Here is a 14,262-nt window from a genome sequence, read left to right as displayed (position 1 = left end):
AAAAATCGCCCTTAATTAATTACTTTAAATGGTTATATGTATAAAAATTATCAATTTTATTGATTTTAAATTTTGTCATATGCTTATTCCCAAATAACATAAGATATAGGATAACCATAATGTCTAAAAATCAATCGAAGGAGTCCACAAAACCCCAACACCGTACAGCATTAAACTTAATCCCTGGAGTGATATTAGCCGCTATTCTGACTGCACTCGCAATCTATATAAGTAATATTCCTTGGTTTATCAATATAGGATTAGGCATCCTGACAATTGCCATTCTTTTGGGGATCATTGTCGGCAATACATTGTACCCTTTTTTGAAATCCACCTGTGATCATGGCATCCATTTATCTAAACATTATCTACTGCGGGCTGGCATCATTCTTTATGGGTTTAGACTGACGTTTCAACAAATTATGGATGTTGGTGCAACGGGAATATTGATTGATGCTCTCATGCTTTCTTCAACTTTTTTTATCGCATTGTGGATAGGACGTAGATTTTTTCGGCTGGATAGACAAACCGTGATACTAATTGGCGCGGGAAGTAGTATTTGTGGCGCAGCGGCTGTCATGGCGACAGGCCCCATTATTGAAGCACCTGCCAGCAAAGTCACTGTGGCTATTTCAACTGTGGTGATTTTTGGCACTCTGGCAATCTTCATCTATCCTTGGTTTTATCAACTCAATGCTCATTACCAATGGTTTAATTTCTCTCAGGCAACTTTTGGCATTTTCTCTGGTTCAACCATTCATGAAGTAGCCCAAGTTGTTGCTGTTGGACATACGTTAGGAAGTGATGCTGAAAATACTGCCGTCATCAGCAAGATGATCCGCGTTATGATGTTGGCACCATTTTTGGTGCTGCTTTCCAACTATGTCAGTCGCATAGGAGCCAAAAATCACCGTAAAGAACAAGAAAAATCTCCACTCACTATTCCGTGGTTTGCTGTATTTTTTATTGTTATGGCAGGTTTCAACTCTTTTCATTTATTACCAGAGCACCTTGTTAAACATATCATTGTTGCTGATACCATCATGCTAGCAATGGCAATGGCTGCATTAGGTTTAACCACCCATATCAGCGCCATTCGCCAAGCTGGAATTAAACCTATTCTACTGGCTCTGTGCTTGTTTATCTGGCTAATAGCTGGAGGATTAATAATCAATCAAAGCATTCAACATTTATTAGGCTGACTTTGACTAGATATCAATTCGACTCTCAATAAAATAGCCTGCTTCTTAACAGGCATTTTATCGCTAGGGAGAACAATGCCATAATAATAGAAAAATAGGAGAGAAGACGATGAAATTTGTTGGAGCCCATGTGAGCGCTGCTGGTGGTGTTGATCAGGCAGTCATTCGTGCACATGAATTAAATGCAACAGCATTTGCCCTGTTCACGAAAAATCAACGACAGTGGAATGCCCATCCGCTATCGACGGATATTATTGATAAATTCAAGGCTAATTGTGAACGTTACGGCTATGGCAGCCAACAAATTCTGCCCCATGATAGCTATCTCATTAATCTGGGTCATCCTGAAACAGAAGCCCTGGAAAAATCTCGGAACGCTTTCCTTGATGAGATGCAACGCTGTGAACAGCTTGGCATTGATTTACTAAACTTCCACCCCGGAAGCCATCTTAATAAAATTGACATAGATAAATGCCTCGCCCGTATCGCAGAATCTATCAATATTACTTTGGATAAAACACAAAGCGTTACAGCTGTCATCGAAAATACCGCTGGGCAAGGAACCAATCTCGGTTTTAAGTTTGAGCAATTAGCCGCGATTATTGACGGTGTCGAAGACAAAACCCGTGTTGGTGTTTGCATCGATACCTGCCACGCTTTCGCCGCAGGTTATGACTTGCGCACTGAGCAAGACTGCCATGAAACCTTCAAAGCATTCGATGAAATTATTGGATTCAATTATTTGAAAGCTATGCACTTAAACGATGCCAAGAGCGAATTTTCCAGCCGTGTAGACCGACATCACAGTCTTGGAGAAGGTAATATCGGCAAGACGCCTTTCAGCTATATCATGAAAGATGACCGTTTCAATAGCATTCCCTTAATTCTTGAAACGATCAATCCAGATATTTGGGATCAAGAAATTGCCTGGCTGAAAGCTCAACAATAAGTATTGATTATCCGACCGAAGTCAACTCGATCTTTGACATCATTGATGCAAGTTCAGTACGACTTCTGATCCCAACATTCGGCTGGCTGACCGTAAGTGCAGAAACTGCGGTTGCCAGACGCAATGTATGTTCACTGGATTCACGCATCAATAAGCCGTACACCAAACCACCTACCATGGAGTCACCTGCACCAACGGTACTAACAACCTCACAATGTGGCGGTTTTGCCAACCATGCGCCGGAAGCGTTGACCCATAACGCTCCCTGCTCACCTAATGAAATGACAACATGAGCGATCCCACTGTTACGCAATTCATGAGCAACATTAATCACACTTTCCAAATCCGGCAGAGGTTTACCGGCCCAAATTTCTAACTCATGACGATTGGGTTTAACCAACCACGGTGATGCCTTGAGACCTGCAACAAGAGCTTCACGGCTACTATCGAAAATAATGCAAGGGCAAAGCTGCCGTAATTGTTTCATCCAATCTGCAAATAATTCTGGTTCAATTCCATCTGGCAAACTACCGCTCACCACAACCATATCAAACTGCCCCAGCCATTGGAGTGAATCATTAACAAATTGATTCCATTCATTTTCTGTTACACGGAATCCGGAAAAGTTAAAATCCGTCACGTCACCTTGTTTCTCCGTCAGTTTCACATTAATACGTGTTCGCCCCGAGACCAAATGGAAACGATTTACCATATTATTTTCGTTGAAAAACTGCTGAAACCCTTCCTGATTATCCCGTCCCAGAAAACCACCGACGGTAACATCAATATTTAAGTCGCGTAGTACCTTCGCAACATTATTTCCCTTGCCAGCAGCATGAAGCCCTGCTGTCTGCACTCGATTAATGGTTCCTTTAACAATATCTGGGCATAAACCAACTAAATCATAAGCTGGGTTTAAGGTAATTGTGGCGACTCGACGGCTCATCTTGCCCGCTATCTCCTGAATAAACAGTCATAAGTAACATTGAAATTTATCTATTATTTATAACACCAAAATTGAATCGTTTCAGTTAAAATTACCTCTAGATTAACCATTGTGTTATCTCACACCAAAAGTAAAAATACGCTACGAATGGATTTCTTATCAGAAGATGAGAATAAACCACCCTATATCCAATAGAAAATCTAAAACCTGTCTTCACTAATCGTTGATAGGTTCTATCCGGAGGAATACATTCGTGTCAGTTGTTGTCGGTGTTGGTGTCATCATCGTAAATGAAAAAGGGGAAATTCTACTGGGAAAACGAACCAGCCAACATGCACCGTATTGGTCAATCTTTGGTGGACATGTTGATCCTGGTGAGACCTTTGAAGAATGCGCTATTCGTGAAATTCAGGAAGAAATTGGGATAACAATTCAACATCCTAAAGTCTATGGTATTGGTAATAATCTCGAAACTTATCGTGAAGAAGGGAAGCATACAGTATCAGTTTTCTTGCTGGCACAGTATCCTGGAGGCGAACCCAAGTTAATGGAACCTGAGAAGTGTGGACAGTTAATCTGGTGTAATCCTAATAATCTCCCCGAACCTCACTTTGAGGCCAGCCGCAATGCCATCAAGCTATGGCAACAGAAGCAATTCTATTACGATTTAATATAAATAACTTTATTGTTGCCCTAATAATTTCAATTTACAGGCAGGTTTATTAAGATAACCTGCTTCGAAATTTGTGTACAAAACGCAACAAACGCAACAAACGCAACAAACGCAATTAGGTTACCTCTCATAAATATTTGTTTACACATATGATATGTTAATGTATCGTCGAGCTAGTACAAGGTATCATCATTTATCAGGGAGTTTATATGACCATTGAGGTAACGCAAAATTTGAAACGCCCATCCATACTCGGAGGCGCTATGATCATTGCCGGTACTGCTGTCGGTGCAGGCATGTTTTCCATTCCCATTGTCACCTCTGGCGTATGGTTTACAGGCTCAATCATTTTGCTGATATACACTTGGGTCTGTATCTATTTTTCTGGCCTGATGATTTTGGAAGCTAACATCAATTATCCCACTGGCGTTAGTTTCCACACCATGACAAAAGACCTACTGGGCAAAGGCTGGAGCTCACTCACTGGCTTATCCATTACTTTTGTTTTGTATATTCTGACTTATGCCTACATCTCAGCCGGCAGCTCGATTATTGTTCGCAATCTCGAGGATATTATTCCATTGCCACAATCTGGTGCAGGCCTTGTTTTTTCATTTATTGTTGCCTTTATTGTTTGGCTCTCAACTAAAGCAGTTGACAGGCTAAGTACTATCTTAATCGGTAGTATGGTAATCACCTTTATCATGTCTGTTGGAGGCATGTTTACTGAAGCCAAGCCGGCCATCTTATTTGATCATATGAGCTCTGAGACCAGTTATTTACCTTACGCCCTAATGGCACTACCGTATTTGCTGACTTCATTTGGCTTTCACGGTAATGTTCCGGGATTAGTGAAATATTATAATAAAGACACAAAGGCCGTCACACGCAGCCTGTTATACGGCTCTTTGATTGCTCTAACTATCTACATTTTGTGGCAGTATGCCATTCAGGGAAATATTCCCCGTGAAGCATTCAAACAAATCATCGCTAATGGTGGCAATGTTAGTGACTTACTGAATCAAATGGATAATGTATCCAACAATACTACTGTCAATCAGCTTTTAAATGCTTTTTCATATATGGCATTATCCAGCTCATTTTTGGGTGTATCCCTCGGCTTATTTGATTACTTGGCTGATTTTTTTGGATTTGATGACAGTGAATCCGGACGTTTAAAAACTGCCCTGATAACATTTATTCCACCTACTATACTGGCATTGTTATTGCCAAACGGTTTCCTACATGCAATTGGTTTTGCAGGATTGGCAGCCACTGTATGGGCTGTTATTGTTCCGGCTCTGATGGCTCGTGCCAGCCGTCGCCGTTATCCACAGGCCAGCTATCGGGTCCCTGGGGGTAAGGCAATGATAATATTTATTATTCTGTTCGGTCTGATCAATGCGATAGCCCATATTCTCTCTCTATTTGATTTGCTACCTGCTTACCGTTAACTTTTGCTTCCACTATGTCCCAGTATTTTTACTGGGGTTTTTATTCATTTCTTGCCTAATAGGTCAACTACGAGTAATTTTGTCGCCTCTCGAATATTCATTCCACTATTTCCTCGTTCTTATGGAAGGTATCTATGGCTAAAGCCAATGAAATTAAACGTGGTGCTGCGCTCAGCCACAATGGAAAGTTATTATTAGTTAAAGACATTGATATTCAGTCGCCCAGCGCACGTGGTGCAAGCACGCTATATAAAATGCGCTTTACTGATATTCGTACAGGCCAAAAAGTGGAAGAGCGCTTCAAAGGTGATGACATTCTTGAAACTATCACATTAACTCGCCGTGGAGTGAGTTTTTCCTATATTGATGGTGATGAGTATATCTTCATGGATGATGAGGATTTTACTCCTTATCACTTTAAAAAAGATCAAATCAAAGAAGAATTACTGTTTATTCCAGAAGAAGGTTTACCAGGAATGCAAGTCCTGACAATGGATGGGCAATTACTGGCTCTTGAGTTACCACAAACTGTTGATATGGTCATTACAGAAACATCACCAGGAATTAAAGGTGCATCGGCAAGTGCTCGTACCAAACCCGCTAAAATGAGTACAGGCCTGACTATTCAAGTTCCTGAATATTTAAGTTCAGGTGAAAAAATTCGTATTCATATTGCAGAACGTCGCTATATGGGACGTTGTGATTAATACTATATTCTTAAATATGAGTTGCTCTTTCGACAAAAAATAATGTTCTATGAAAAGAGCAACTCATCATCGATGAAGTTAGAAATAATCCACATTGACGATTGCCACTCGTTTCTGGTCATCAGTCCACTTCACACTGGAAACACCTATATTACCAGGAAGCATGACATTACCTGTTGTTTTGTGAGTTGAAATGATTTGCTTTACAGTAAGATTTTTTCCCAACCGATAGCAAGATATATTGGCCTGAGCATTAGACACAATTATTTGACATCCTGGATCAACAATCGCACCTGAAAACCTGATTAACCCTCCTGTAGATTGTGCAAAGCCATAAGAAAGCCATGAAATCAAAAAACAGCTAATTAATACTTTAAGATAATTTTGCATGGTCACCTCACTTTCGTTTTTCCATTAACTAAAACTCAGTTACCTTTTATTCCTTCATCTTCATAATAACTAATTCATGTGAAAAAAATACGACATTAACACCTTTTTTTGATAAATATCTAAAGTGCATTTTTAGTTAAAAAAGATACTACTTATGGCATGTAATTTACAAAACAGTTATCAATTATCATTATGTTAACTAAAATATAAATAAAATTCACAATTTACACTTATATCCTTTAAATAAAAAAACAAAATAATTACATAATTATTTATATAACATTTAGTGATAGGTTATAGTGATAACTCCCAATTTATTATTTTTTCAGTGCAATTTTTTCTATTCCCAGATATCTCTAAAGAAATAATGGAGAATATTTATCTTTTTTGTATTCCATTGTTTTATCTTGCGTTATTTTAGATTGATTTAATTCTTTACCGTTATACCAATAGCCCATTTTCGTATGTTCTCTATCCGGCCTAAGCCAATATGGAGGCTTAATGATAGTACTATGTAAATGGATGATACCTGAATTTGGAATTAATGGAGAATACACTATGGTAAGATGGGATATAGACCTAAACCAAAAAATCATCATTTTTTGCAACATAAGCATTCGTCCTCCATCACGGTTTCATTATCTTTTTCCAGTTTTCGCCTCACTAAAATTGAAAACCAGATAATGGTGTAACGCTTTGCTATATATATAACGATATAACGTCAAATGAAATAACTTATTTATACTTTTTAAGTATACAAACCTAAATTCGACAGAATATTCTAATAAATTCGGATATGAGGAAATCAATTTGTGGTTATTTAATAATAGTCAGCTACCAACATTGCACCAAATATATATTATCGGTACTGAAGTAGGGATTGAGCTATTTTTCCGATATCATCCAACCTTACTCTACCCCCCCTTCCCATAGTGATTACGCTTTCCAGTAAATTTTGATATAGTTCCTGTTCAGCTAATTTGTCTACCAAAATCCACTTTAATGTTAATTTTGTGTTGATTTTTGTTTTAAATAGGTACCACATGACTCGCAGTCACCCACTCGCTATACTTATACTCAATATCCTTGGTATCGCCCTGTTTCTTTCATGGTACTTACCTGAGAACCACGGCTTTTGGTTTCACATTGATTCCGCTATTTTTTATTTCTTCAATGAGAAACTACTACCTGATTCAAAATTCCCCCTATTTGTTGCTATCGTGAACATCAGAGCATTTGATATCATATCACTGCTGTTCATGGGCCTGCTTTATTACAGTGCATTCCGTAAACAAGATTATGCGGGTAAACGTCGGCTTTTCATGATCGGTCTGGTGATGCTCATTTCAGCAGTTACCGTTAATCAAATAGGCCACCAAATACCTGTTAGTCGCCCAAGCCCGACACTGACGTTTGAAAATGTTAATCGCGTAGGCGAAATGACAAGTTGGCATACAAAAGATGCTTCCAAAAATAGCTTCCCCGGCGATCATGGGCTGATGCTCTTAATCTTCAGTAGCTTTATTCTCCGTTATATCTCGCGCGGCGTATTCTTTATTGCACTGTTGATTATGGCCACTTTTGCCCTTCCACGCATTATGGCTGGCGCTCACTGGTTTACAGATATTGCTATCGGTTCATTATCGCTGACACTGATCAGTATGAGTTGGTTATTGCTGACACCGTTGAGTGACATTATGGCAACATGGCTGGACAAAAAATTACCACATATCAGACGAACCAATTAATATAATAATATTGAGGAGATACCCTAATATCTCCTCAATATTACATAATTCTTGCTAAACCAAAATAAAATAACAACACCCCTCCTAACCCCTTAGTTCCTAATCTAATTTTTTGTAAAGAACTCTTCTTGTCTCTCGCTTTTTACTAATGATTTCGGTACTCTCCTTAGGTCCTTTTATTCAAGTCATGTGTTTTGTAAAGATATTAATATAATGTGCCGACTAGCACACTTTAAGGACAGAAAATTTGTTAATTCACCATATCCTGACTAGGCTTTAAAACGTTTAGTATTTTTATGATGGTGATAAATCACGTTAAAAGACTGCAAGGGAAAATGAATACAATGGTCAAATCTCAACCAATACTGAGATATATATTGCGATTGGTACCCGCAATTATCGTAGCAGTGACACTAACCGCGTGTAGTTCACCAGACTCCAAACTCCGTAATAAGCAAACTGAGACGCATGCAGTAAACAGTCAGAATCATTTCTTACTGCAAGCGTCTCAGGATGAATTTGAAACTCTGGTTAACAACTTGGATATTAAATCTAAAATTCTTAACCAATACGCGGATTGGAAAGGTGTTTCCTATCGATTGGGTGGTAACACAAAACGAGGTATTGATTGCTCTGCTTTTGTGCAACGTACTTTTTATGAACAATTTGGTATGGAACTACCGCGTTCAACTTCAGGGCAGCAAAATATAGGCCAAAATGTTAACCGTTCTAAATTACGCGCAGGCGACTTGGTGTTGTTCAAAACAGGCATTCGTATGCGCCATGTCGGTATTTACATTGGTAATAATCAATTTGTGCATGCTTCAACCAGTAGCGGAGTTATCGTCTCCAAACTGACCGATATCTACTGGAGTAAACGTTACTATAGTGCAAGACGAGTGCTATCAGATAATACGCAAGCCTAAATTATCCGAATAGCGGCCCATTAGGCAAAATTCCCTTGCAGACATTAAAAAAACGCTTCCTAATTGGAAGCGTTTTTTTATCAATGGTTAAAAATTATAGTGGGTACAACGCGGTTATGTTTTCTGCAATTGCCGCACCTAACGTCTTTAGACGACATATCACGGCACTTTCGTCTTCCTTGGCAAAAAACAAACATGGCTCCCCTTCCCACTCAATCACTGCACTCAGTATCTGCATATCAGCAATAGACTGATTTATAGTTTGCAAAATATCCCGTGCTTTTTCGCCTTCGTGGCTCAACAATTTCAGCCCCATCAGGCTATTTACTATATCGGCTTCTTCTGTTGACAAAATTTCAACTTTTGTACCAACGAAGCCAGATGACCACCGATAACTTTGCGGCAGCCTATGTACCACCGAAAGTTGAATATTATTCACGTATCATTCCTATCAGAAACAACATTAATATATCTAACCACCAGCTGTAGGTTATCGATTCGTCAAAACCGAATAACCACCCAACAAAAAAGTAAATAAAAAGTTAAAACAAAAACCACATTATCACACTTCTTTCATATTCAATCTTTAAAAAAGTGAGACATAACTCTCATTTTGTATATATTTATACTGTTTAGGTAAATAATTCAACTTATTTTCATGCAAAAAGTCAACTTTTTATTCAAAAATTATTTACATATTTGCTTTTTTAAAATTTTATTACATGATAATAAAAGTTAAATATTGTTTTATTACAATGAGTTAATTAATGTTAAGGACTCTGCCATCCATATACATACTATATACATGAATCCAAACATAGAAAGTTAACAAAAAACCAACATGCCACCACCATATGACTTAATATGATTAACAAATCTATACATTTGTTTGATAATCACTCGGTATTTTCTGTCCATCCAGGCACTCAATGATTTCTTTAATGAACTCGAGCCCTCTTAGAAAAGAGATACAAATTTATCCCCTATCGGTTTCATTGAAAAATCATCAAGCAACCACACATTTTTTATGTGTGAAAAAACAACTGGTAATGGGTAAAAAACCGATAACGATGATAAACAATAGGTAAGCATAAACAGGTAACATAAGTACTAAGAAAAATAAAAGGCCACCAATAATGAAGCAGCCTTTTAAAGAGTATTATTTTTGAATCTTGCGTGCGTAGACAATAAGCGACATAGCCAATATCACACATAATGCCATTGAACTTACCATCGGCCAGGCACTTTCCTCAGGTAATAAAGATAAAAGCGACCCCACTAATGCAGCAATACTGAAACGGATAGTTCCCGCCAATGAAGAAACAGTTCCAGCCATATGAGGATAATCATCTAACACAACAGCCATTGTGTTAGACGAAACCATGGAAATTCCGCTGATATAAATGGCAACCCCCATTACTAAGGAAATAAATCCCAAATCAAATAGGGTACTAAACAACAACCACAGCCCCATGACAAACTGGACGAAAAGCCCAGTATGTAACATTTTCAATGCGCCATATTTGCGAACACATTGGCTATTTATGGTTGTCATGACAAACATAAAAATAATGTTAAGGCCAAAATAGTAGCCAAAATGTTCTGCAGGAACACCGTTTAATTTAATGTAAACGAACGCCCCTGCACTCAAAAAAGAAAACATTCCAGCAAAAGAAAAGCCGCTGGCTAAGATATAACACAACACCTGACGTTGCCGGAACAGCATAACAAACTGCGCCAAAGTGTTTTGTAAATTGAATCGCTGCCTTTTCTCCTTTGGTAACGTTTCACTGATGAAAAATGCAACCAAAGATCCAGCGATTACCGCAGAAATAGCAATCGACCAGAAAATAACATGCCAGTTAAACCACACCATGATTAACCCACCTAACATGGGAGCTAATAACGGTGCAATGATCATTACTAATGTCACAAAAGATATACTGCGAGAAAATTCATCTTTCGAGAATATATCACGCATCAACGCGTTAATTACCACACTTGCAGCAGCAGCAGAAAAACCATGCAAGAAACGCATAGAGATAAAAGTATCAATATCTTGTGCTAAAGCACATGCAGCAGAAGATATAGCAAAAACAATAACTCCACCTAAAATAATAGGCTTGCGCCCCAGACTGTCTGACATTGGCCCATAAAATATTTGCCCAATAGCAAAACCAAGGATATAACTATTCAGCGTCATTTGTACCAAACCATCACTAACACCAAAATTGTCGGCAATAGTTGGCATACTTGGCAAATACATATCAATTGCCAATGGCATTAACATAGAAAGTAAACCAAGGATCAAAACTAATCCCCAGTAGGATAATCGCTGTTGTTGCACTCAGTTACTCCTGAATCTGTTGAAGGATAAAAAAAAATTGATGACCACGCCCGCAAGACGTGGGTTTAAGTTGAGAATTAAAGTATTAGGATATGAATACTGTTGATTTCACTCTCAGTCAGTGCCCGGTATTCACCTGGCTCTAATTCAGAATCGAGATAAATTTCCCCAATTCGCTCGCGATGGAGCCCAACAACATGATTGCCCACTGCTGCAAACATCCGTTTTACTTGGTGGTAACGCCCTTCACTGATAGTCAAACGCACAATTTGAGGTTCGATAATTTCTAATTGCGCTGGTTTCGTCAGAGTTTTTTCACCATTCAACAAAACACCTTCTAGAAATTTACTTGAGGCATCCTCCGATATTGGATATTCCAATGTGACAAGGTAAGTTTTTTCACAATGATGTTTGGGAGACGTAATACGATGCGACCATTGTCCATCATCCGTCAGTAAAACCAATCCTGTCGTATCAATATCCAATCGCCCGGCAGAATGTAATTTATGGGCCACAGGTTCATTTATAAAATATAAGATTGTCGGATTTGCCGGATCATCTGTTGAACAAACATACCCTTGGGGCTTATTCAACATGAAATAGCGCGGGCCATTCAATTGTTGCAAGATCGTTCCATCATAAGCGATTTGCTGATCAGGCTTTAATTTGTAGGCCCCGGTTTTGATGATTTCATCGTCGACGGTAACCAGCCCTGTCCGCAGTTCACGTCCTACTTCATTACGGCTAATGCCTAACTGTTGTGATAAAAACTTATCCAATCGCATTAATAGATACACCTGACAAAAAATAAACACATATGAATACGCCCTTGAGGTTGCAAACAACGCCAAGGCCACTATTGAGATACTAGATTAACCAAATAATTTTCAGAGTAATCGTCACATCAATAATTATAATAAAGTAAGCGTTATAGCCCGTCTAACCTAAAAAAATGATAAATTTTTTATCGGCAGCAAGGCTAAATGAAAAATGTTATTCTCTATATCAATTGTCTTTTACCTGATACTTGTGACAGTAACATAAAAATGGCTTTTACTTTACGCCCTTATCAACAAGAAGCAGTAGATGCGACTATTCACTATTTTCGTCAACATCAAGATCCTGCAGTCATTGTTTTACCAACAGGTGCAGGTAAAAGCCTTGTCATCGCTGAATTGGCAAAGCGGGCTCATGGCCGCGTTCTAGCACTTGCACATGTCAAAGAACTTGTTGCACAGAATTACAGTAAATATTGTGCTTATGGACTGAATGCGGATATTTTTTCAGCGGGACTAAATCAAAAGCAAAGTGAAGGAAAAGTTGTTTTTGGTAGCATCCAGTCCATCTCTCGCAATCTGGATCGCTTTGATCATCATTTCTCATTGCTCATTATTGATGAATGTCATCGCATCAATGATGATAAAAACAGCCAATACCAACAAATCATCCAGCAGCTGCGAAAAAATAACCCTCAAATACGTATCTTGGGTTTAACCGCAACACCTTATCGTTTAGGTGCCGGTTGGATATATCAATACCATTACCATGGTATGATCCGTGGTGATGAAAGCAGTTTTTTTCGCGATTGTATTTATGAGCTCCCATTGCGCTATATGGTCAAGCACCACTTTCTGGTTTCTCCAGAAAGGCTGGACATGCCCGTCCTGCAATATGATTTCAGTCAGGTACGCACCAGTCAACAAGGGATATTCAACGAGACTGAGCTGAATCGGGAGATCAAACGCCAAAAACGCATTACACCCCATATCATCAGGCAAATTATCGAATATGCCCAAGCTCGAAAAGGTGTAATGATTTTTGCCGCTACAGTCGAACACGCCAAAGAAGTTTTTCAATTGCTTCCTTCTGGTCAAGCAGCGTTAGTCAGTGCTGATACTCCCGCATCTGAACGCGATCTCGTGATCACCGCATTCAAAGAACAGCAGCTCCTCTATATGGTCAACGTAGCCGTGCTCACAACAGGTTTCGATGCACCTCATGTCGATTTAATCGCCATATTGCGACCAACAGAATCTGTCAGTCTCTACCAGCAGATCGTTGGGCGTGGGTTGCGTTTATTTCCTGATAAAAAAGAGTGCCTGATTCTGGATTATGCAGGCAATCCCTACGATCTTTACTCGCCCGAAGTAGGTATCAGCAAACCCAACTCACAAAGCCAGCCTGTACAGATATTTTGTCCCCTCTGCCAATTTGCCAATACTTTTTGGGGAAAATGCACCGCAGAAGGAGAGCTCATTGAGCACTTTGGACGACGTTGCCAAGGCTGGGAAGAGGACGAAAACGGGAAAAGGCAGCAATGCGATTTCCGCTTTCGTTTCAAATCATGCCCACATTGTGCTGCAGAAAACGATATCGCTGCCCGACGCTGCCATCGCTGTGAAGAAGTGTTGGTCGATCCCGATGATATGCTGAAAGCCGCCCTGAAACTGAAAGATGCTTTGGTACTACGTTGCGGTGGAATGCAATTAACACCAGGTCATGATAACAAAGGGGAATGGCTGAAAATCACTTATTACGATGAAGATGGCGCAGATGTATCAGAATTGTTCCGTTTATCCACTCCGGCTCAAAAAAAAGTATTTGAACTACAATTCCTTCGCCAGCACCAACGTGCACCGGGCATACCTTTTCAATGGAAAACAGCGGCAGATATTATTCATCAACTTCCTTTATTACGACATCCTGATTTTGTCGTCGCCCGCAAAAAAAATCAATTTTGGCAGATTCGGGAAAAGATTTTTGATTATCAAGGACGATTTAGACTGGCTAATGATCTGTATTAAACCCGTTAATCACTAACCCACCTACTAAAGTAGGTGGGTTAGTGATTAACGGACTGAAAGTCCGGATACGCATCGGCTGAACGATGCGTCAATTATCTACCCTGAAGTTATCATCC

General features: G+C 39.2%; 13 protein-coding genes. 8 read left to right on the top strand and 5 right to left on the bottom strand.

Going from position 1 to position 14,262, the window contains the following annotated elements; all coding sequences use genetic code 11:
• The first annotated feature begins 119 nt into the window (after positions 1 to 119).
• Positions 120 to 1,202 (top strand): YeiH family protein, encoded by a 1,083-nt coding sequence (locus Xhom_RS09940; RefSeq protein ID WP_069316270.1) that lies wholly within the window; start codon positions 120 to 122, stop codon positions 1,200 to 1,202.
• 109 nt (positions 1,203 to 1,311) lie between these two features.
• Complete coding sequence (nfo, locus tag Xhom_RS09935) at positions 1,312 to 2,151, top strand: deoxyribonuclease IV (protein WP_069316271.1); 840 nt, start codon at positions 1,312 to 1,314, stop codon at positions 2,149 to 2,151.
• A 7-nt stretch (positions 2,152 to 2,158) separates the two neighbouring features.
• On the opposite strand, the gene fruK is transcribed toward nfo, so the two are convergent.
• The gene (gene fruK / locus Xhom_RS09930) at positions 2,159 to 3,097 is read right to left on the bottom strand and encodes a 1-phosphofructokinase (protein ID WP_069316272.1); all 939 of its coding nucleotides are present in this window, start codon (positions 3,095 to 3,097) and stop codon (positions 2,159 to 2,161) included.
• A 253-nt stretch (positions 3,098 to 3,350) separates the two neighbouring features.
• On the opposite strand from fruK, the gene Xhom_RS09925 reads away from it, so the two are divergent.
• The 3 genes from Xhom_RS09925 (at position 3,351) to yeiP (ending at position 5,931) form a co-directional block, all read left to right on the top strand.
• A complete protein-coding gene (locus tag Xhom_RS09925) occupies positions 3,351 to 3,773 on the top strand; it encodes a nucleotide triphosphate diphosphatase NUDT15 (protein ID WP_069316273.1) in 423 nt (140 codons plus the stop codon).
• Positions 3,774 to 3,979: 206 nt separating this feature from the next.
• Entirely contained in the window at positions 3,980 to 5,224 is a 1,245-nt protein-coding gene (gene mtr / locus Xhom_RS09920) for a tryptophan permease (RefSeq protein WP_069316274.1), read from the top strand.
• Between the two features lie 134 nt (positions 5,225 to 5,358).
• Positions 5,359 to 5,931 (top strand): elongation factor P-like protein YeiP, encoded by a 573-nt coding sequence (gene yeiP / locus Xhom_RS09915; RefSeq protein WP_069316275.1) that lies wholly within the window; start codon positions 5,359 to 5,361, stop codon positions 5,929 to 5,931.
• A gap of 78 nt (positions 5,932 to 6,009) precedes the next feature.
• Here yeiP and Xhom_RS09910 read toward each other — a convergent pair whose 3' ends face one another.
• Complete coding sequence (locus Xhom_RS09910; RefSeq protein WP_069316276.1) at positions 6,010 to 6,321, bottom strand: hypothetical protein; 312 nt, start codon at positions 6,319 to 6,321, stop codon at positions 6,010 to 6,012.
• Between the two features lie 1,043 nt (positions 6,322 to 7,364).
• On the opposite strand from Xhom_RS09910, the gene Xhom_RS09895 reads away from it, so the two are divergent.
• Together Xhom_RS09895 and mepS are read left to right on the top strand one after the other, a co-directional pair.
• Positions 7,365 to 8,069, top strand: a complete 705-nt coding sequence (locus tag Xhom_RS09895) for a phosphatase PAP2 family protein (protein ID WP_069316278.1) — start codon at positions 7,365 to 7,367, stop codon at positions 8,067 to 8,069.
• A gap of 344 nt (positions 8,070 to 8,413) precedes the next feature.
• Positions 8,414 to 8,995, top strand: coding sequence for a bifunctional murein DD-endopeptidase/murein LD-carboxypeptidase (gene mepS, locus Xhom_RS09890; RefSeq protein WP_069316279.1), 582 nt, complete (start codon positions 8,414 to 8,416; stop codon positions 8,993 to 8,995).
• A 94-nt stretch (positions 8,996 to 9,089) separates the two neighbouring features.
• On the opposite strand, the gene Xhom_RS09885 is transcribed toward mepS, so the two are convergent.
• From Xhom_RS09885 to rsuA, 3 genes are all read right to left on the bottom strand, one after another.
• Positions 9,090 to 9,434 carry a YejG family protein gene (locus Xhom_RS09885; protein WP_069316280.1) on the bottom strand — a complete coding sequence of 115 codons (345 nt, stop codon included), beginning with the start codon at positions 9,432 to 9,434 and terminating at the stop codon, positions 9,090 to 9,092.
• Positions 9,435 to 10,154: 720 nt separating this feature from the next.
• Positions 10,155 to 11,342 carry a Bcr/CflA family multidrug efflux MFS transporter gene (locus Xhom_RS09880; RefSeq protein WP_069316281.1) on the bottom strand — a complete coding sequence of 396 codons (1,188 nt, stop codon included), beginning with the start codon at positions 11,340 to 11,342 and terminating at the stop codon, positions 10,155 to 10,157.
• A gap of 77 nt (positions 11,343 to 11,419) precedes the next feature.
• Positions 11,420 to 12,127: a 16S rRNA pseudouridine(516) synthase RsuA gene (gene rsuA / locus Xhom_RS09875; protein WP_069316282.1), complete on the bottom strand. Its 708-nt coding sequence runs from the start codon at positions 12,125 to 12,127 to the stop codon at positions 11,420 to 11,422.
• A gap of 261 nt (positions 12,128 to 12,388) precedes the next feature.
• Between rsuA and radD the strand changes: the two genes are divergently transcribed.
• Complete coding sequence (gene radD / locus Xhom_RS09870; RefSeq protein ID WP_069318444.1) at positions 12,389 to 14,146, top strand: DNA repair helicase RadD; 1,758 nt, start codon at positions 12,389 to 12,391, stop codon at positions 14,144 to 14,146.
• Positions 14,147 to 14,262 lie beyond the last annotated feature (116 nt).

This window comes from Xenorhabdus hominickii, assembly GCF_002632725.1.
Lineage (GTDB): Bacteria > Pseudomonadota > Gammaproteobacteria > Enterobacterales > Enterobacteriaceae > Xenorhabdus > Xenorhabdus hominickii.
Note: the sequence above shows the minus strand (reverse complement) of the source record. Positions and strands in the feature narration are given on the sequence as shown.